The sequence below is a fragment of the Salinimicrobium gaetbulicola genome (assembly GCF_042676025.1).
Lineage (GTDB): Bacteria > Bacteroidota > Bacteroidia > Flavobacteriales > Flavobacteriaceae > Salinimicrobium > Salinimicrobium gaetbulicola.
In genome coordinates this window covers 661534-682619 of record NZ_JBHTJP010000035.1, presented here as the reverse complement: position 1 = coordinate 682619, position 21086 = coordinate 661534, and the positions used below count along the sequence as shown (strand labels likewise).

Here is a 21086-nt window from a genome sequence, read left to right as displayed (position 1 = left end):
TCGGGGTTTAAAAAATTAAAGTATCAGGAGAAAGACTATGGAGCTACTACAGATTTAAATCTCCTGATACTTTTCCAACAACATAAACAAATCCTACATTCTTTCGTGGAAGGTTCTTGCAATAACTTCCAATTGGTGTGCTTTAGATAAGCGGATAAAATTCACCGCATAACCCGAAACCCTTATGGTTAATTGGGGATAGTTCTCCGGATGTTGATACGCATCCATCAATGTTTCCCTGTTTAGGACATTTACATTAAGATGATGCCCTTTTAGCATAAAATAGGCGTCCAGTAATCCTACCAGGTTTTCTGTTTGCACCTCTGCACTGCTACCCAAAGATTTTGGTACTATTGAGAAGGTATTGGAAATTCCATCCTGAGCATCTCTATAATCAAGTTTAGCAACAGAGTTAAGCGAAGCGATGGCTCCATGAGCATCACGACCATGCATAGGGTTTGCCCCCGGCGCAAAAGCCTCGCCGGCTTTTCTTCCGTCTGGTGTGGCACCTGTCTTTTTACCATACATCACATTTGAAGTGATCGTTAATAATGACAGGGTTGAAACTGCATCTTTATAACATCTGTGTTTCGCAAGTTCCTGTGAGAAATAGCGGGTCACTTCCCTTGCAATAGCATCTACACGGTCATCGTCATTTCCAAACATTGGATATTCTCCTTCTACTTCGAAGTCGACCGTAATGCCCTGTTCGTTTCTGATTGGTTTTACCTTCCCATATTTTATAGCTGATAGGGAATCGGCAATGATTGATATACCAGCAATCCCGTATGCCATATCTACTCCGGGATCTGAATCTATAAACGCCATTTGCGCTTTTTCATAGTAGTACTTGTCATGCATGAAGTGAATGATATTCATGGTCTTGGAGTACACCCGGGCAACTTCTTTCATGGACTTTTTGAAGCTTGCCATCACTTCATCATAATCTAAGATCTCAGAGTCAAGAGCAGGAATTCCTTTTAATAGTCTCTTTCCTGAATTCTCTTCCCTTCCTTCATTAAGAGACATCAAAAGTGTCTTCGGAAGGTTTACGCGGGCACCAAAAAACTGGATTCTTTTACCTAATTCCTGGTATGAAACACAGCAGGCGATTCCGTAGTCATCAGATCCCCTCACTTCCCTCATTAAGTCATCATTCTCATACTGGATGGAAGAAGTATCAATAGAAACCTGTGAGCAGAAATTCTTGAAACCTTCCGGAAGGTCTTTTGACCAAAGTACGGTTAGGTTAGGTTCTGGTGAAGGCCCAAGGTTGTATAGAGTTTGTAAAAACCTGAATGATGTCTTTGTCACTTTGGTGCGGCCATCTTCAAATTGACCTCCTATTGCTTCGGTCACCCAGGTTGGATCTCCACCAAAAATGTCATCATAAGCTCCAGGTCTAAGGTGACGAACCATCCTAAGTTTCATGACAAACTGGTCGATCATTTCCTGAGCTTCGGATTCAGTAATAAATCCGGTAGAAAGATCACGCTCCAGGTAGATATCCAGGAAGGAAGAAACATTCCCTAAAGACATCGCGGCTCCATCTTGTTCTTTTACAGCTGCAAGATATGCCATGTATACCCACTGTACGGCTTCGCGCGCATTTTCAGCCGGCCTTGCAAGATCGAGTCCGTAAAAATTCCCCAATTTTTTGATCTCCTTCAGGGCCAGGATCTGGTCATTGATCTCCTCCCGAAGCCGTATGTTGTGGTCGGTCATCGCCCCTTCAACAGCTGCCTTATCGGCTTTTTTAGCTTCTATTAGCCGGTCTATACCATACAGCGCTAGGCGGCGGTAATCTCCAATCACCCTTCCGCGGGCATAATTATCTGGCAAGCCGGTAAGGATCCCCTTGGAGCGGTAATCCCTTATCTCCTGATCATATGCAGCAAACACGGCGTTATTATGGTCTTTGGTATAATCAAAGACATCTTTAACACGCTGAGCTACCTGCTGACCTTTTTCAGCAACAGCACCTTCAACAACACGAATTCCACCAAACGGCTTCATGGCTCTTTTCAGGAGTTCATCAGTTTGTAATCCAACTATTACTTCAAGATCTTTCTTAATATATCCTGGTCCATGGCTGGTAATACTTGAGATCACTTCAGTATCAATTGCGCGACAACCGTTATTCTGGCGTTCCTCCTTCATAGCCAGCAGGCATAGCTGCCAAAGCTCATTAGTACGCTCAGTGGCTCCTTTCAGGAATGAGGCATCTCCATAGTATGGAGTCACATTATTCACCACAAAATCTCTTACTTCGATCTTTTTGTTCCAAATTCCATCCCGGAATTCCAGTACACCTTCAGAAAGATTAATCATAATAGTAGAATTTAAATTTTTCAGAGTGGGAAATTGATCATAATAGTTTCCATTTCTCTGTATTTTCTGGTACGAATTTCTGACCGAAAACGGGGGAAAGACATGATCTAAATCAGTTTCTCAGGGCGAAAACAGCTTCAAACGTTTTAGTTAATAAGTAATTGATTTCGAAATCGTTGTAGTAATAAAATAAAAAAAGAAATCCCGGAAAATGACTTTCCGGGATCTCTCAACAATTAACTATTAACCTAAAATCTAACTTTCTACGGCCTCCATAACAGGCGCCGTTTCAGGAGTAAATTCCTGTTCTTTTAAACCTGCTCTTCGTAACTTTTTGATATCCTGACGTATGAGCAAGGAAATCACAAGAGCTATTAACAACAAGCCTGCGAAAAAGTATAAGGTGACATTATAATTATCTGATATGGAACGTGCCCATGCGGCAAATAATGGCCCGGCCATACCTGCAGCCGCCCAGGCCGTTAGTATATAACCGTGGATAGCACCCAGTTCTTTGGTTCCAAAAACATCTCCTATATATGCAGGAATAGTTGCAAAACCACCACCATAACAAGAGAGGATCAAAAATATGAGCGCCTGAAAGATGAATGCGTTTCCGGCTGTAGGCAACAAGAAGAACGCAACGATCTGGATTGCGAAAAAGAGCGTATACATCATGGGTCTGCCTATAATATCTGAAAAGGTTGCCCAGCCAATACGTCCTGCACCATTAAAGAGTCCCATTATACCTACCATGGTGGCAGCTGCGACCACGCTCATCCCTGCATACTCCTGGGCCATGGGGGAAGCCACCGAGATAATAGCAATTCCGCAGGAAATATTTATAAAAAGCATTAACCATAGGTACCAGAAACGTTTGGTCTTGACCGCCTGGTTGGCGGTAAGCTGAGAAAGATCTGTTTTCACACCTTTTTTTCCGGAGTCTGATCCGACATTGAATCCTTCAGGTACCCAGTCTTTTGGCGGAGGAGCCAGGTAAAGTGATGACACCAAAATCAAAACAAAGTAGATACTTCCCATAATAAAGAAAGTATTCCCGATTCCAACGGCATCAATAAGATATACGATCACAGGACTGCTAATGAGCGCTGCGAATCCAAAGCCCATAATGGCAAGACCGGTTGCCAATCCGCGTTTATCGGGGAACCATTTTACCAGGGTCGATACCGGGGTGATATACCCTAAACCGAGTCCTATCCCTCCAAAAATTCCGTAGAACAAATAAAGGAGATAAATGGATTCAAAGTAAATCGCAACGCCCGAGCCGGCGATCCCTATTCCGAAGAAAAGCGCGGCAAGCAAACCTGATCTTCTAGGCCCTTTTTTCTCCAGGTAATGCCCCAGAAATGCCGCGGAAATACCTAAAAAGAAAATTGCGAGACTAAATGTAAATTGAGTGTCGGCCAGTTCCCAACCGAATTTTTGTATAAGGGGTTTGGTATATACGCTCCACGCGTATACCGACCCGATCGAAATGTGTATACCTACTGCCGAAGCCGCAATAAGCCACCTGTTTTTTAATTTTTCACTTGTTTTCATCATCTATATCAATTGAGGCAGCCAAGGTAGAATAGTGATGAAGTTGAAAAAATGACAGGAATCACCTGATGGTAAAAAAACGATAAAAAACTCTTTTTTTTAAAGCCTGATCTGATTTAAAATCTTTTTCCCTCCGGAAATGAATACCTAAATCAGCTTCCTTTTTCTTCATCCTGTACCTTCTATTTAAATAGTAAAGGAAACTATAGGGAGAAGCAGGAACCTAATGGTCCTGGTTCATTTGGACAGGCAAAAAGAGATAATTAACTCCCCGCTTTAGGTTTATCAAAAAAATATAAAAGCCCTTTCCGAAGAAAGAGCTCTTAAAAGTGTAGGGTAATCGAAAATTATTAATCCTTAGATTCATATTTAAAGTCAGGGTAATCCTTGGGGTCTTCTCCGGCCAGGTTCGCAAAATTTTTATAGGCCCTGTTAACTTTTTCAGGAGGGGTTTGAGCGAATTCCTTTTCTGTCACCCTATAGACCTTTTGCAGCGAATCCAGGCTTTGATGAAGTTGCTTTTGAATACCTGCATAATCTTTAGACTCATAGAGGTTGTTTTGTTCTGAAGGATCTTTTTTAAGATCGTACAATTCCCATTCATCGATATCATCATAAAAATGTATCAATTTATACCTGTTCGTGCGAATTCCATAATGTCTTTTCACCATATGAAACGCCGGGAAATCATAATAATGATAGTAAACCGCATTTCTGAAATCCTCATCCTTCGCGGATCTATTTAAAACCGGTCTGAGGGATTTTCCTTGCATGGCTTTAGGAATTTCTGCCCCTGCGTAATCTAAAAAGGTTGGAGCGAAATCTAAGTTTTGGGTCAGGGCATCGATCGTTGTTCCTGCCGGAATTTCCTTCGGGTATTGAACCAACAAAGGCATAGCCAGAGACTCCTCATACATGAAGCGCTTGTCAAAAAAGCCTTTTTCACCCAGATAAAATCCCTGATCTGTGGTATATACAATTATAGTGTTCTCGTCCAGACCCTGTTCCTCGAGATAATCCAATATCTTTCCTACTCCCTCATCTACCGAAGCTACTGTAGCAAGGTAGTCACGAAGATATCTCTGCCCCTTCCATTCCGCGAGATCCCATCCTGTATAATTAGCTTCGTGAAAAGCATCGTTTTTAGGACGATAAGCGTCATTCCAGGTTTTACGTTGCTCCGGAGTCATTCTTTCAAAATCAGATCTCCAGGGGTTGTGTCTCAAAGAATCACTTCCCTTTTCAACACTCAATTTCAGATCATGACCTTCATACATATCTTCATAGATGGTTTGCAACTGTTGCTGAGCAGCAACCTGACCTTCATGTTTAGAGAAGTATGTTTCAGGAAGGGGAAAGACGACAGAATCATATAAAGTTAAATGTCGGGGGGCCGGCATCCAGTTTCGGTGTGGAGCTTTATGCTGAACCATTAAAAGGAAAGGTTTGTCCTTTTTAGCATTTTCCTTAAGCCAGGATAGCCCCATTTCTGTAATAATATCTGTGGTATAACCTTCAAGCCTAACGGTGTCATTTTCGGTCATGAAATCCGGATTATAATAATTCCCCTGGTCAACGAGAACTTCCCATTCGTCAAATCCTTCCGGTTGACCATGAAGATGCCACTTTCCGAAGAGAGCAGTTTGGTATCCCGCTTTTTGAAGAAACTTAGGTAAGGTTGGTTGAGATCCATCAAAAACCTCCCCATTCATTCTAAATCCGTTTATATGGCTGTGCTTTCCTGTTAGGATCACCGCACGGCTTGGTCCACATATAGAATTGGTACAAAAGTTATTATTAAACCTGGCGCCATTTTTTGCAATTCTGTCAATATTAGGGGTTGGCGCCAGCTGGCTTACCGGATGACCATATGCGCTAATAGCCTGGGTGGCGTGATCATCGCTCATAATAAAAACAATGTTAGGCCTCTTAACCTCACTGGGAATTCCCTTCCTGTTTTCTTCTTCACAAGAAACAAGACCAAGAAATAAAAAAATAAATAGCAGGTTTCTGCAGAAATTCATTTTAGAGATCATTCTTCCAAAAGTGTAATTCAAATCAAGGTAAAACTAGAAAAAATTAAATACTTTTGCGCCTAAATTTACCACATCAAAAACTGCTCAATTCAAATCTACCTACGAATGAGAACTTCATATATATCTGTTTTATTGATATTTATGAGCTGTATCGCTTCAGCACAAGAACTAATCCCTCCTATACAAAATCATACTTCAATTGAATATAATGGTGCAAGTCAAAATTGGGATCTAGCCATAGATGATTCAGGAATTATTTATGCTGCAAATAACCAGGGGCTGTTAAGTTTTGATGGACTGACATGGGAATTATTCCAATTAGATACCGGAGGAATCATTCGATCAGTTCTTCCACATGGCGAGCGAATATATACGGGATCCTACCAGGAATTTGGGTATTGGTCACGTGATTTAAAAGGGGAAATGCACTATACATCCCTAATGTCTTTACTAAAGGAATACACGCTGCAAAGTGAAGAATTTTGGGAGATCTTAACTTATAAGGATGCAATATACTTTCGCTCTTTCGGGGCCATTTACGAGTATAAGAAAGGAAAGATTAAACCCATAAAGGAAATTGTTTCCAACAAAATGATCGTTTTTAACGATCGTTTATTGATCGCCGTTGGGAAAGAAGGCTTATTCTACCTAGAAACCGACGGAAGCCTCAATACACTCCCGAACCAGGAAATCTTATCCGGGAAAAGAGTTTTAGATCTAGAGGTCGTGGGAGATGATCTGTTCATAGGGACCGCAAAAAAGTTGTATAAATTTGATGGCAGTTCAGTTACAACTTATCATAGCAATGAATTAAACAGGCTCCTATCTGATTTTGAATTCAACCATCTCACAAAATTCAGCCAGAATGAGTTGTTAATTGCAACCCTTAGAAATGGTTTGATCCTTCATAATATAGAAACAGGCAACACCTCAATATTTAACCGTGAGAGCGGACTTCAAAACAATACGGTATTGGGGATGGCGAAAAGAAACGGAAAAGTCTGGCTAGGCCTTGATAACGGAATTGATGAGATAGACCTGGCTTCTCCAATAAAATTTTACACTGATCATACTGGAGAACTTGGAGCGGTATACGATCTCGCATTTTACAGAAATAGCCTGTATGCCGCCAGCAATACAGGGGTCTACCGGTTAGACAATAATGGAATTACAATGATCAAAGGTGCTCAGGGACACTCCTGGAACCTTGAAGTGCTGGATGATGTACTTTACAGTAATCATAATTCAGGAACTTATAAAGTTGTTGACGATACCTTCAAAGTCATAGAAAACAGAACAGGAAGCTTTCAGATCATTCCGGTTAAGGATCGCACCAATACTTACCTCATCGGCAATTATACGGGAATAAGCATTTATGAACCTTCGGGAGAGATGAGAGAATTCACAGAACTTAATTTCCCAGTTAAAAAGATCATTTTTGAAGGGCCTTCAGTTATCTGGGCTGAACACGCAAATGAGGGAATATATAGGTTAGGAATTAATTCCTCTCTAGACGAGATCAGCTTTAAAGACCAAATAGGCCATGAACAAAAAGGCCTAAATCACAGGCTCAAAATATTCAAGTTGAATGGACAAATCGCGATTTTAAAAAATAAGGATTGGTATCAGTATAACAAGTTCAAGGACACCCTTGAACTTTTCAAGGACCTTAAGAATTATAGGAATCATGAATTATTACTTGAAGATGAACTGGGATATTGGTTTAGGGATAGACTAACTAATGATATAAAATTCACCAATTTCAGAGATACTGAGTTAGAGGTCAGTTTCAAGGAATTGAATATGCGAACGGTCAAAGGGAACGAACGAATGATCAAAGCAAAAGACTCAATATTTTATCTTACCCTCAAGGATGGCTTCGCGAAAATTGATTTAAATGCGCTTATTGATTCTCGATCTGAAGTTCAACTTAGCCAACCGGTCATTAAAGGAGTAATAGATCTAAAACAAAGATATGACCTAACTGATTCCCCTACAATCCCTTATAATAGTGCACGCCAACTTACTTTTTTAGCAGGGCTTCCCGATTCTGATGCGGCGGAATTACATTATGAATTATCAGGGGAACAAAACATTGAAGGCCATATTATTGATGGAAAACTGACATTTCAGAATTTATCCCAAGGGGATTATCAGTTAAAACTTTTCGCTTTAGGTCCTCAGGGAACTTATTCTGAGGTAACAAAATTCAAGTTTGTTGTAGACTCGCCTTGGTATCTTTCAAACCTCATGTTAGTTGTTTACGCCTTTTTGATCCTGGCAACAATAGTAGTGGTTTACACAATCAATAAACGTAAGCTTAAAAAACATCAGCATCTTTTAGAGCAGAGGCTGGAAAGGGAACACCGCGAAAGGATTGAAAGGCTGGAGAAAAAACGTCTGAAAGACGAAATAATGATAAAGCGGAAGGAGCTCGCCAACACTACTATGATGGCAGCAAAGAAGAACGAGGTGTTAATGGACATTCAGGGAGAACTTAACAAGGACAAAGATAAATTCTCCAACCAATACCGATTGAAACATATCATGACCAAAATAAACCAGGCCATTAAGAATAAAGATGAATGGCAGGTTTTTGAAACGAATTTCAAGGAGGTTCATGAAGACTTCTCTAAAGACCTTCTTGAAAGTTTTCCTCATTTAACAAGTAAGGATCTAAAACTGTGCTCGTATTTAAAAATGAATCTGACCTCCAAGGAGATAGCTCCTTTGATGGGAAAATCGGTTAGAGGGGTTGAAGTTCACCGGTATCGATTACGAAAAAAAATGGAATTGGACAGCCAGGAGAATCTGTCTAATTACCTTATCAAGAATTTTTAAATAAAGATTCAAAACTCTTAATTAGGGAGTTTTCCACTACAACATTACTACGTCATTATCTTAAATTAACATTTTCAACTACTTCATCTCTGTTTTAAATCGCTAATTTTGAGTCACTTAAAATAGAATTTCTTCTGAAGTATTAGTTGTGTACTATATCGATTTCGGAGAACTGGAAAACGGCTGTACTTTCGGTAAGAATTCATAAATAACTGATCGTATGAAAAATAAGTTACTTTTAATTTTCGCATTTCTGATCTTAAATCCTGTCTTTGCACAACAGACCAAAACAATTTCAGGACAAATATTAGATCCACAAGGAATGCCTCTGCCGGGGGCAGAAGTGAAGGTGATAGACAAGAATATATTTGATATCACCGATTTTGACGGGAACTTCACCTTAGAAAAAGTTGAAGTTGGTGATGTCTTTCGCGTTACTTTTTTAGGTTTCGAGGCACAGGAAATCAATGTAGGCAATCAAAATGAATATACTGTAAACTTAACAGAATCTGCTGCTGAACTTAGTGAAGTGGTAGTGGTGGGTTATGGAACTCAACAAAAACAAGACATTACTGGTTCTATTGCAATTGTAGAAGGAGAAGAACTTACAAAACAACCAAATGTAAATCCTATTAGTTCTGTTCAGGGTAAAGTAGCCGGGGTAAATATCACCAACTCCGGAAGACCCGGTGCTTCCCCTAACATTAAAATCCGCGGTGTTGGTAGTGTTAGTAACGCCAGTCCGCTTTACGTAGTAGATGGGGTGTTGACAGATAATATCGACTACTTAAACAGTGCTGATATCAAAAGCCTTAACATACTAAAAGATGCATCAAGTGCTGCCATTTACGGAATAAGAGCTGCAAACGGAGTAATTGTTATAGAAACCAAATCTGGAAAACGAGGAGAAGGTGTTTCTGTGGGTTATGACGGTTATACCGGATTTAAACAGGTTACCAATATTCCAGATCTTGTTAATACTGGTCAATATATAGAACTTTATAATGAAAAGCAGGCTTTCGAAGGTTCCACAAATTTCCTTTCCCCAAATGATTATTCAGCAGATACAGACTGGTTTGATGAAATATTAAAGGAAACACCTATGATTACTTCACATAACCTGTCTGTGGCGGGTTCATCTGAAAAAACCAATTACTATGTGAGTTTAGGATATTTCAGTGAAGATGGAATTTTAGATGCGGGTAAAAATATTAATTCAGGAAACGATTTCACCCGGGTAACCGGGCGACTTTCACTTGACACCGAATTGAACGACTATTTCTCGTTAGGAGGTTCTGTTGCCTATACTGATTCCAGAAGTAATGATTCAAATGAACCATTTTACCAGGCCTATATAGCTCCACCATTGTTCAACGCTTTTAAAGAGGATGGATCATATGGCTCTCCGCAAGGAGTAGGAGATTTTGCAAACCCAAGAGGAACCCTGGACTTTTTCAGAGGGAAATCTGATGGTCAGAGGGTTCTGGCAAATGTTTATGCCGAAATAAACCCAATTGAAAGTTTACAATTTAGAATTAGCTTTTCTGGTGATAATACCGACACCAAAGCTTTCCGTTATACTCCGGAATATCGTATTAGTACAACCCAGGGATCTGACTTGAGTTCTTTAACAAGAAGTAGTGCAGAAAGAGAAAATTGGTTATGGGAAAATATAATAACATGGGATGAAACTTTCGGAAAACATGACATTACGATTTTGGGAGGTTTTTCCCAGGAGGAAAGATCCTTTTATAGATTAGAAGGTTCTGCGAATGGTGTGGAATATAATGGTAACGATGCTGTACTATACCTGGATTTGGGTGATGTAGATTCTGAATCACTTTCAGATGAAGGTTCTAAAACACGCTTTGAATCTCTTTTCGCTCGTATTCAATACAAACTGGATAATAAATATTTGATGAATGCGACCGTCCGTCGTGATGGATCTTCAAGTTTCCCTTCAGAAAATAATACTGAGATCTTTCCGTCGGTTGGTTTAGGATGGATTGTTTCCAACGAGAATTTCCTCAACAACTCTGATATCATAAACACCTTGAAATTAAAAGGAAGTTGGGGACGGCTTGGAAATGCAAGTGTACCACGCGGGTTTGATATTACCGCAACCAACCCTGATATTTACTTTTTTGGAGAACGCTCTGCTATTAGCCGTTCCATTAGTGAATTTTCAGATCCAAGCATATTTTGGGAAATGGTTGAAGAATATGATCTGGGTGTAGAATTCGCACTTTTCAATCAAAAGCTTAACGGTGAGGTTAATTATTATAACCGGGAAACCCAGGATGCGGTATTCAGCATTTCCCAGTTGGCCTCATCAGGTGCTACAAATACAAACCTTCTAACAAACGCAGGAAGCTTCAGAAATTCAGGTGTGGAGGTTTCTCTTAACTGGAGTAATTATATCAATGACGATTTTAGCTACAGCCTGTATGGTAATGTAACAACAATTAATAACGAGATTACCGAAGTTATTGGCTCCTCGTTCTTAAATACAGGACCAGGCCTTTTTGGAAATCCAATTGTGCGTTTAGAGAAAGGGTCTGAAATTGGTGCTTACTATGGATACCAAGTAGACGGCGTTATACAAAATCAGGCCGAAGCAGATGAACTCGGTTCTCGGGTAGGAGCCTTTAGATTCGCAGACCTTAATGGGGATGGTCAAATTGGCGAAGATGACAAAACTTTCCTTGGAAGTCCGATCCCTGATTACACATACGGATTTGGATTTAATATTGAATACAAGCAAATTGACTTCAGCATGGATTTTCAAGGAGTAACAGGAAACGAAATTTACAATTTTAATCGCAATTCCAGATTCGGAAACGAAAGTTGGGATCTAGATTTCTATGAGAACAGATGGACTCCTGGTAGCCAGGTTAACGATTATCCGGCCCCTAATTCCGATCAAAATTCTTCAAGACCCAGTTCTTTTTATGTAGAGGAAGGAGACTACTTTAGAATAAGAAATATTCAATTAGGTTATAGTATTCCAGGTAGCATATTAAGAAATAACGCCCTTTGGCAAGATCTCACCGTCTATGTAAATGCCCAAAACCCTTTTACTTCATTCGAATATAACGGATTCTCACCAGAAGTTAATGGTGAGGTGAATGATGGAGGAATTGTAGTAGCAGGGATCGACAGGAACGTATATCCCCTGTCTGCAACGTACAACCTGGGCTTAAGAATAAATTTCTAAATCGAATGCTTTTCTAACAAGGCATTTTTAAAAGATAAACCAATGAAAAAATTAATATTAATATTTAGCATTTTTGCATTCATTTCCTGCAGCGATGACTTTCTGGAAATTCCTTTAGAAGACAGAACTCCGGCAGAAGAATTTTTTGTGTCGGCAGAAGATGCAACGCAGGCTGTTAACGCAATATATAACCACCAGTTAGATTGGTTGACCTCTGCCTTCGCTCATTTAGCGATTACTCAAATAACCTCTGATGATTCTGACAAAGGAAGTAATCCCGGAGATGCCGCATTCCTGAATGATTTCAGCAATTTCACTTTCAATTCATCTGCCTTTGTACTTAACGATTACTGGACCGGTCAATTTAGAGGAATCAATTTGGCCAATCAGGTGTTAACGAATGTTCCCGATATCGAAATGGACGAAAGTTTAAAGGAACGTCTTTTGGCCGAGGCAAAATTTTTCAGAGCCTATCACTATTTCAACCTTGTTCGTACTTTTGGGGGTGTTCCTATCTATGAAGGACTTCCCGAAGACGGCATTTATAATCTCCCAAGAAATACTAAGGAGGAAGTTTACGTCTTGATTGTACGTGATCTTCAGGAGGCATCACAAGTATTACCAGCTTCCTACGGCCCGGATCAATTGGGAAGAGTTACACAAGGGGCTGCTAAAGGGATTTTGGCAAAAGTACTAATGTATCGCCAGGAATGGTCGCAGGTACTGCAACTAACCCAGGAGGTAATGGGAATGGGCTATTCCCTTTATGATGATTACTACGAACTTTTCCGTTGGCAAAATGAATTTAATTCTGAAATAATCTTTTCTATTCAATCCACAGCCGACGGAAATTGCGAAGCTACCTCACAATATGGACAGGTTCAGGGAGTTCGTGATCAATTTGGGTGGGGCTTTAATTCTCCTTCAGAAGATCTGGCTGCAGCTTATGAAGAAAATGACTTAAGAAGAGATGCAACAATTTTATTTGTTGGTGAAACCACTCCGGAAGGAGACCTGATCACAGCTGGAAATAATCCTGCCAATCCAACTCGATATAACCAAAAAATCTATATTTCCTCAGAGAATTACCGGAGGAATAACTGCGCGGAAAATGCAGACTCAAACATAGTGATCTTGAGATATGCCGAGATCCTTCTAATCAATGCCGAAGCTAACCTTGAATTAGGAAATTACGATGCTGCACTGGAAAGCCTGAATGAGGTAAGAGACAGAGCCGATCTTGATGACCTTGAGTTTGAAAGCGAGCAACAGTTACGTAATGCAATTTGGCAGGAAAGAAGAGTGGAACTTGCCCAGGAAGGGGATCGTTTTTTTGATTTGGTAAGACAAGGTAGAGCTGCTGAAGTATTTCAGGCTCTTGGCAAACAATTCACCCCGGGAGTAAATGAAATTTTCCCTATCCCTGCCAACCAGATCTCTTTAAGTAATAATGTTCTGACCCAAAACCCTGGTTACTAAATACCATGTGGTTGATTGAATGAAAAATATGCTGCACCAATAGTTGCAGCATATTTTTTCAATAATTCTACTAATTTAAAATGAATATAATTTTCAAAATCTTCTGTTTGATTGGGATAATGACGCTATTATCTTCCTGTAATGATAAATCCAACGAGGTCCAGGAAAAGGAAGAAAATAAGGTTGTAGAAAAAACCCAAATCTCTGAAAAAGAACTACTGGATATAGTCCAAAAACAAACTTTAAAATACTTCTGGGATTACGCCGAACCTAATTCGGGGATGGCCCGCGAACGTTTCCATCCCGATGGGAATTATCCAAAGAATGATGCCCACGTGGTCACCACAGGTGGTAGCGGTTTCGGGTTAATGGCTATAGTGGCGGGAATGGAAAGAGGGTTTATCCCTCAAGATGCTGCAGTGGCAAGACTTGACAAGATCGCTGAATTCCTTGATAATACTACCAGGTTCCATGGCGCATGGCCCCATTGGATCAATGGAGAGACAGGTGAAACCCAGGCCTTCGGAAGAAAAGACAATGGTGGAGACATAGTAGAAACTTCATTTTTAGCTCAGGGTTTTCTGGTTGTAAGGGAATATCTGAAGAACGGTTCCGAAGAAGAAAAAGCGGTAGCGCAGAAATATGATGAACTTTGGAAAGGCATCGAATGGAACTGGTACACTAACAACAAAAACGGGATCTACTGGCACTGGTCCCCCGATTATGAGTGGGAAATGGATTTTATGATAGAAGGTTATAATGAATGCCTTATCACCTATGTGATGGCTGCCTCCTCCCCTGACCACGCAATAGACGCAGCAGCTTATCACGATGGCTGGGCCCGCAGCGGAAATATCACTACCGATGTTGAAGCATACGGTCTTCCATTGATCTTAAAACACAATACCCCTGGGGATAAAGGCGGTCCCCTTTTCTGGGCGCATTATTCTTACCTGGGGCTAAACCCCAAAGGACTTTCAGATAAATACGCGAATTACTGGGACCTCAACGTAAATCACTCGCTGATCAATTATGAATATTGCCAGGAAAATCCAAAGAACTTTGAAACTTACGGTCCCAATTCCTGGGGACTTACTGCAAGCTATACCCGTAAAGAGGATGGCGGAGTTGGATATTCAGCACACTCACCCGATGATGACCGCGGAGTGGTTTCCCCAACGGCAGCCATAAGCTCTATTCCATACACTCCTGAAAAATCACTTAGGGCTATGAGGTATTTTTATACAGATCTCAACGACCTGTTATGGGGTCCTGCAGGATTCTACGATGCCTTTAGCCTGGAAGGGGAAGACTGGGTAGCGCCCCAGTACTTGGCAATTGATCAGGGGCCTATGGTGGTCATGATCGAAAATTACAGGTCCGGACTTATTTGGGATCTGTTCATGAACGCCCCTGAAATCAAAACCGGACTTGATAAATTGGGATTCAATAATAAATAAATGAAAACTTTTAAAATGAGGCTTCTGTATCTTATTATAGCACTGGTCTATACGCTTCTAATGCTCCCTTTTTCCGTGGGAGCACAATCCCTGGAGGAATATAAGCAGGAAGCTTTTATTCAGAACAAGGATACATTGAACTACCGAATCCTCTACCCAGAAGGCTTTGATAAAAGCGAAAAATATCCTCTGGTCCTGTTCCTGCATGGAGCCGGAGAACGCGGCAATGATAACCAAGCACAATTAACCCATGGAGGACAACTTTTTTTAAAAGAAGAAATCAGAAAAAAAATTCCCGCAATTGTCATTTTTCCACAGGCACCAAAAAAAGATTATTGGGCCCGGGTCGAAGTAAATCGTGAGGTAACACCGTTTGAGTTTAATTTTAAGAAGGAGGAAGGGCCTACAACATCCCTACAGTTGGTCATGGCCCTTCTGAATTCTATTACTGCGGAAGATTACGTGGACAATAACAGGATATATGTGGGCGGACTTTCAATGGGTGGAATGGGAACCTACGAGATTATATACCGGAAACCGGAAATGTTCGCGGCAGCCTTTGCCATTTGTGGCGGGGCAGATCCCGCAATAACCGAAGATTATCCTGAAGGCTTTAATATCTGGATCTTTCACGGAGAAAAAGATGATATCGTGCCCCCAAAATTTTCAAAGGAGATGGCGCGTATGATCAATACCAACGGAGGTAACGCTAAACTGTCTCTATACCCGAATGACAATCATAACAGCTGGGATTCGGCTCTTTCTGAACCGTATCTCCTACCATGGTTATTCTCTCATCAAAAAAATGAATAGATAACGATTAAATGAAAGGTTTTAAATATATACTCACAGCAACAGCTATACTATTTAGCGTCATTGTTCACTCACAGAAAGTGGTGCCAGAAACTTATATCAATCCTCTGGATATTGATTATACCTATATGGTTTATAATTCAAGCAGGAATATTTCTTACCGTTCCGGTGCAGATCCTGCGGTAATCGAATTCCGTGGCGAATACTACATGTTTGTCACCCGTTCATTTGGATACTGGCATTCTACCGATCTGATCAATTGGGAATTCATCAAACCAAAGCAGTGGTTTTTTGAGGGGTCAAACGCGCCAACCGCTTTCAATTATAAAGATTCGTTGGTATACTTTGCTGGAGATCCCGCGGGTTATGGGAGTATTCTTTACACCGATGATCCTAAAAGCGGTAAATGGACTCCTACAGCTTCAATCTCTAATAATATTCAGGATTCGGAATTATTTATTGATGATGACGGGAAAACATACCTGTATTGGGGCTCGTCGAACATACATCCCCTTCGGGTGAAAATGCTGGATAAAGACGACCGATTTCTTGAAACCGGGGTAGAAAAAGAATTGATCAATCTGGTAGAAGAAGAACACGGCTGGGAACGTTTTGGTGAAAATAATTTCCACCCCACTTTAAAGGAAGGATACATGGAGGGTGCGTCAATGACCAAACATGACGGCAAATACTATTTGCAGTATGCGGCACCAGGTACTCAATTCAATGTGTATGCAGATGCTGCCTACGTTGGGGAAACGCCCTTAGGTCCGTTCAAATACATGAAAAACAACCCCTATAGTTTCAAGCCGGGCGGTTTTACCAACGGAGCCGGTCATGGGATCACAATGAAACAAACCAATGGGCAGTACTGGCACTTTGCCACTATGGCGCTGGCTTCCAACTCTCACTGGGAACGTCGCCTGGCCATGTTCCCTACTTATTTTGATGAGGAAGGTTTAATGTATACGAACACCAGCTACGGGGATTACCCGCTGTTTGGACCGGATCATCCAACAAAGGCGGGCCAGCATACTGGCTGGATGCTGCTTTCTTACAAAGGCAAAGCAACAGTCTCCTCTTCGCAAATGCAGATCAGGAAAAGTACTTCCACAGATGACGATTATGACATCACTGAAATGCCACTTGAAAAAAACAGCGAAGGTGAAATTATCTCTAAATTGTTAACCGACGAAAGTCCGAAGTCCTTCTGGGTTGCTGAAGCCAATGATGACAAACAATGGATTAAGATCGAAATGCTGGCTCCAGGAAATATCTATGCTTTTCAATTGAATTTTCATGATCAGGAGTCAGGTATCTATACCCGTACCGACGGCTTAAGACACCGCTTTACCCTGGAGGTATCAGAGGATGGCAAACAGTGGAAAAAGGTTGTAGACAGAAGTAATAGTTTTGAGGATGCGCCGAATGCCTACATTCCCCTGAATCAACCTGTAAAAGCCAAATACGTACGCTACAATAACGTGGAAGTACCGGGGAATAACCTGGCACTATCAGAAATCAGGGTATTTGGCAAAGGATTTGGCAAGAAACCTGCAAAGGTTAAGAAATTCAAAGTTTCACGTCAGGAAGACAGAAGAGACGCTTCCTTTAAGTGGGAACCGGTGATAGGAGCCCAGGGCTACAATATCCGCTGGGGTATCGCACCTGATAAATTATACCAGTCCTGGTTAATATACGATGTAAATGAACATTTTATGCGCAACCTGGACCGCGATACAAAATACTACTTCAGTATTGAAGCATTTAGTGAAAATGGGATCTCGGAAAGAACTGAGATTGTGGAAGTGAAATAAAGAAAAGACAATTATCAATTTTTAAAGTGTAAACAAGATGAGAAATATTAATCTGTCAGTCGTATTCCTGTTTTTTATGGGACTTTCATGTCTTCAGGCACAGGAAAAGATTCCGCAGGTAGAAGAATTGCTTGCCAAAATGACCCTAGAGGAAAAGATAGGACAACTAAACCTATTAACACCTGGCGGAGGCGTGGCCACCGGCTCTGTGGTGAGTGAAGACGTAGAAGCCAAAATAAAGGCAGGTGACGTTGGAGGGGTCTTCGGAGTTTCCAGCCCCGAAAAGGTTAGACAGGCACAGGAATTAGCAGTTAAAAATTCCCGACTGGGAATCCCACTTCTTATTGGATCTGATGTTATTCATGGGTATAGAACTACTTTTCCGATCCCTCTTGGAACTTCAGCCAGCTGGGATTTGGAATTAATTAAAAAGTCTGCGCAGATAGCCGCCAAAGAAGCCACTGCCGACGGAATAAACTGGAATTTTTCTCCTATGGTAGACATTTCCCGTGACCCTCGCTGGGGACGTTTCGCGGAAGGAGCCGGAGAAGATCCTTTTTTAGGATCGGCTATCGCGAAGGCCATGGTGGAAGGATACCAGGGAGAAGATCTGACTCAACCACACACTATGATGGCGACGGTAAAGCATATGGCTCTATACGGGGCGCCCGAAGCAGGTCGTGATTACAACCATGTTGATATGAGCCGCCTCAAGATGTTCAATGAATACCTGCCTCCTTACAAAGCAGCAGTTGATGCCGGGGTAGGAAGTGTAATGACTTCTTTCAATGATGTGGACGGAGTACCGGCTTCAGGAAATAAGTGGTTATTGACCGACCTGCTGCGTGAAAGGTGGGGATTTGGTGGATTTGTAGTTTCAGATTATACTTCGGTAAACGAAATGATCAAACATGGAATGGGTGATCTGCAGGACGTTTCAGCTCTGGCAATCAATGCCGGCCTGGATATGGACATGGTGGGAGAAGGATTTTTAACCACTTTGAAGAAATCTGTAGAAGAAGGAAAAGTTTCCGAAGAACAGATCACAAAAGCAGCCAGAAGAATCCTTGAGGCCAAATATAAACTGGGATTACTGGAGGATCCTTACAGATATTCAGACGAAAAAAGGCCATCGAAAGACATTCTTACAAAAGAACACCGTGCTTTTGCACGTAAATTAGCGACACGATCTTTTGTGCTTCTTAAAAAACACAACAGCATCCTTCCGTTAGATAAGACTTCGAAAATTGCCCTAATAGGCCCGCTGGCCAATAACCAAACTAACATGCTTGGCACCTGGGCGCCGACCGGAGACTATAAACTTTCGATCCCGGTTCTTGAAGGATTTAAAAATGTAGCCCCAGATGCTAAAATTACTTATGCAAAAGGAGCAAATATTAGTGATGACACCATTTTTGCTAAAAAAGTGAATGTATTCGGATCTCGTATCGAAATCTCAAAAGAATCTTCAGAAGAATTATTACAGGATGCATTAAAAGTGGCCAAGGCTGCAGATGTTATTGTAGCTGTAGTGGGAGAAGCTTCCGAAATGAGCGGAGAGGCGGCAAGCCGCACAGATATTCGCATTCCCGAGAGTCAAAAGAAACTGATCAGGGAACTCGTAGCAACCAAAAAGCCGGTAGTACTGGTATTAATGAGCGGAAGACCATTGAATATTTCCGAAGAAATGGAACTTCCTGTTAGCATTCTTCAGGTATGGCACCCGGGAATTGAAGCCGGAAACGCGATCGCAGATGTCATTTTTGGAGAACATAACCCTTCCGGAAAATTAACCGCAACATGGCCACGCAATGTTGGGCAAATTCCAATTTATTACAGTGCCAGAAATACCGGAAGACCCGCTCCTGAAGACCACTTTGACAAATTTAAATCTCATTACCTGGATTCTCCAAACACTCCGTTATTCCCATTCGGTTATGGGTTAAGTTATACAGATTTTGAATATTCTGATGTTAAAGCTGACAAGGAGTCGTTCAAACCCGGGGAGGAAATCACCTTCACAGCGACTATTACCAATACAGGTAATTTTGACGGAAGTGAAGTGGTACAACTTTATATTCATGATAAGGTAAGAAGCATTACGCCGCCTAAAAAACAACTGGCAGGCTTTAAAAAGATAGCTCTTAAAAAAGGGGAATCGAAACAGGTTTCTTTTACCCTGACTGCCGATGATCTTAAATTCTACAACGGCCAGCTTGAATATGTTTACGAACCGGGAGAATTCGAATTCTTTATTGGTGGAAGTTCAGACAATAAGATGACCGGTTCCTTTAAATTAACCGAATAAGGCGTCAAGAACATTTTTATCATAACACTGATCTTCCTGACCACCTTTTTCAAGTGCTCAGGAAGATCTTTCAACCACAAACAAGTTCAGACGAAATACACTTTATGAAGACGCCCTTAAAATACTTTTTTTTAAGCTCGGTTGTCCTGCTCATATCATGTAAACAGGAAAAAGAACAGGCTCCACCCGAACCAGAAGTCCTAACCGAAAAACCGGAAGGGATAAAAACCCCTGAAGGCATGGTGTGGATACCGGGTGGAAAGTTCATGCAGGGTGCAGTGGCCCGTGATTCTATGGCGATGAACCACGAGAAACCGGCACACCCAGTGAAGATAGACGGCTTTTTTATGGACGAAACCGAAGTGACCAACGCTGAATTCAAAGAATTCATTGAAGCTACCGGCTATGTAACCGTAGCCGAAAGAGAAGTAAGCTGGGAAGAAATAAAGAAACAGGTGCCGCCCGGTACTCCTAAACCTCCCGACTCCCTATTACAACCCGGATCTTTGATCTTTAAAAAACCCGCACAAAAAGTTCGAAATCTGTATGACTTTTCACAATGGTGGGAATGGAAGATCGCGGCCAGCTGGAAACACCCTCAGGGACCGGGAAGCAGTATAGAAGGAAAAGAAGATCATCCGGTGGTACATGTGGCCTATGAAGATGCCATGGCTTATGCAGAATGGGCAGAACGACGACTCCCTACAGAAGCAGAATGGGAGTATGCGGCTAGAGCGGGCAAGAAAGATGAAGTTTTCTTCTGGGGAAGCGATGTTTCAAAACTCAGTGAAATGGCCAACACCTGGAACGGAGAATTCCCTATAGAAAATGTCTTGGACGATGGGTTTGGAAAAGCCGCTCCTGGAAAGTCCTTCCCTCCCAATGATTTTGGACTGTACGACATGGCCGGAAATGTCTGGGAATTTACCAGCGACTGGTACAATGTGAATTACTATAAAGAAGCACAAGCCAACGGACTGCTAATTAATCCGAAAGGAGCAAAAAGACCATATAATCCACATAACCCTCAGGTTCCCGAAAAAGTCATCAAAGGGGGATCTTATTTATGTCACGCCTCCTATTGTTCAAGTTTCAGGATCTCGGCAAGGATGCAAACATCCCTCGACTCCTCTCATGAACATTTAGGATTTAGAACGGTAGCAACTCCGGAAATGTTGAGAAATAAGAAAAAATAGTCAAGGTCATAACGAGACCATTATTTAG

At 41.4% G+C, this 21086-nt stretch carries 11 protein-coding genes; 8 read left to right on the top strand and 3 right to left on the bottom strand.

All coding sequences use genetic code 11. The features are described 5' to 3' along the window. Positions 1-93: 93 nt before the first annotated feature. From pflB to ACFQ1G_RS12465, 3 genes are all read right to left on the bottom strand, one after another. A complete protein-coding gene (pflB, locus tag ACFQ1G_RS12475; RefSeq protein WP_380740035.1) occupies positions 94-2331 on the bottom strand; it encodes a formate C-acetyltransferase in 2238 nt (745 codons plus the stop codon). 255 nt (positions 2332-2586) lie between these two features. Then, positions 2587-3894, bottom strand: coding sequence for an L-lactate MFS transporter (locus tag ACFQ1G_RS12470; protein WP_380740033.1), 1308 nt, complete (start codon positions 3892-3894; stop codon positions 2587-2589). A 347-nt stretch (positions 3895-4241) separates the two neighbouring features. Beyond that, positions 4242-5915: a sulfatase family protein gene (locus ACFQ1G_RS12465; protein ID WP_380740031.1), complete on the bottom strand. Its 1674-nt coding sequence runs from the start codon at positions 5913-5915 to the stop codon at positions 4242-4244. 117 nt (positions 5916-6032) lie between these two features. Here ACFQ1G_RS12465 and ACFQ1G_RS12460 point away from each other — a divergent pair, with 117 nt between their 5' ends. The 8 genes from ACFQ1G_RS12460 to ACFQ1G_RS12425 all read left to right on the top strand — a co-directional run bounded on the left by ACFQ1G_RS12460 (position 6033) and on the right by ACFQ1G_RS12425 (position 21058). Continuing rightward, positions 6033-8768, top strand: a complete 2736-nt coding sequence (locus ACFQ1G_RS12460) for a helix-turn-helix and ligand-binding sensor domain-containing protein (protein WP_380740029.1) — start codon at positions 6033-6035, stop codon at positions 8766-8768. A 220-nt stretch (positions 8769-8988) separates the two neighbouring features. After that, positions 8989-11985: a SusC/RagA family TonB-linked outer membrane protein gene (locus ACFQ1G_RS12455; protein ID WP_380740027.1), complete on the top strand. Its 2997-nt coding sequence runs from the start codon at positions 8989-8991 to the stop codon at positions 11983-11985. Positions 11986-12027: 42 nt separating this feature from the next. Further along, entirely contained in the window at positions 12028-13464 is a 1437-nt protein-coding gene (locus ACFQ1G_RS12450; protein ID WP_380740025.1) for a RagB/SusD family nutrient uptake outer membrane protein, read from the top strand. An 80-nt stretch (positions 13465-13544) separates the two neighbouring features. After that, positions 13545-14924 carry a glucoamylase family protein gene (locus ACFQ1G_RS12445; RefSeq protein ID WP_380740024.1) on the top strand — a complete coding sequence of 460 codons (1380 nt, stop codon included), beginning with the start codon at positions 13545-13547 and terminating at the stop codon, positions 14922-14924. After that, entirely contained in the window at positions 14925-15737 is an 813-nt protein-coding gene (locus ACFQ1G_RS12440) for a carboxylesterase family protein (protein ID WP_380740022.1), read from the top strand. A gap of 11 nt (positions 15738-15748) precedes the next feature. Then, positions 15749-17554: a family 43 glycosylhydrolase gene (locus tag ACFQ1G_RS12435; RefSeq protein ID WP_380740020.1), complete on the top strand. Its 1806-nt coding sequence runs from the start codon at positions 15749-15751 to the stop codon at positions 17552-17554. Between the two features lie 37 nt (positions 17555-17591). Next, the gene (bglX, locus tag ACFQ1G_RS12430) at positions 17592-19862 is read left to right on the top strand and encodes a beta-glucosidase BglX (protein ID WP_380740018.1); all 2271 of its coding nucleotides are present in this window, start codon (positions 17592-17594) and stop codon (positions 19860-19862) included. A gap of 104 nt (positions 19863-19966) precedes the next feature. Continuing rightward, positions 19967-21058, top strand: coding sequence for a formylglycine-generating enzyme family protein (locus tag ACFQ1G_RS12425; RefSeq protein WP_380740016.1), 1092 nt, complete (start codon positions 19967-19969; stop codon positions 21056-21058). The last annotated feature ends 28 nt before the right edge of the window (positions 21059-21086 follow it).

What these genes read in the sequence shown, in the direction of transcription:
- ACFQ1G_RS12435 (WP_380740020.1), top strand. Translation starts at nt 15,749, where the DNA reads ATGAAAGGTTTTAAATATATACTCACAGCAACAGCTATACTATTTAGC.
- bglX (WP_380740018.1), top strand. Translation starts at nt 17,592, where the DNA reads ATGAGAAATATTAATCTGTCAGTCGTATTCCTGTTTTTTATGGGACTT.
- ACFQ1G_RS12450 (WP_380740025.1), top strand. Translation starts at nt 12,028, where the DNA reads ATGAAAAAATTAATATTAATATTTAGCATTTTTGCATTCATTTCCTGC.
- pflB (WP_380740035.1), bottom strand. Translation starts at nt 2,331, where the DNA reads ATGATTAATCTTTCTGAAGGTGTACTGGAATTCCGGGATGGAATTTGG.
- ACFQ1G_RS12445 (WP_380740024.1), top strand. Translation starts at nt 13,545, where the DNA reads ATGAATATAATTTTCAAAATCTTCTGTTTGATTGGGATAATGACGCTA.
- ACFQ1G_RS12470 (WP_380740033.1), bottom strand. Translation starts at nt 3,894, where the DNA reads ATGATGAAAACAAGTGAAAAATTAAAAAACAGGTGGCTTATTGCGGCT.
- ACFQ1G_RS12440 (WP_380740022.1), top strand. Translation starts at nt 14,925, where the DNA reads ATGAAAACTTTTAAAATGAGGCTTCTGTATCTTATTATAGCACTGGTC.
- ACFQ1G_RS12465 (WP_380740031.1), bottom strand. Translation starts at nt 5,915, where the DNA reads ATGAATTTCTGCAGAAACCTGCTATTTATTTTTTTATTTCTTGGTCTT.
- ACFQ1G_RS12455 (WP_380740027.1), top strand. Translation starts at nt 8,989, where the DNA reads ATGAAAAATAAGTTACTTTTAATTTTCGCATTTCTGATCTTAAATCCT.
- ACFQ1G_RS12460 (WP_380740029.1), top strand. Translation starts at nt 6,033, where the DNA reads ATGAGAACTTCATATATATCTGTTTTATTGATATTTATGAGCTGTATC.
- ACFQ1G_RS12425 (WP_380740016.1), top strand. Translation starts at nt 19,967, where the DNA reads ATGAAGACGCCCTTAAAATACTTTTTTTTAAGCTCGGTTGTCCTGCTC.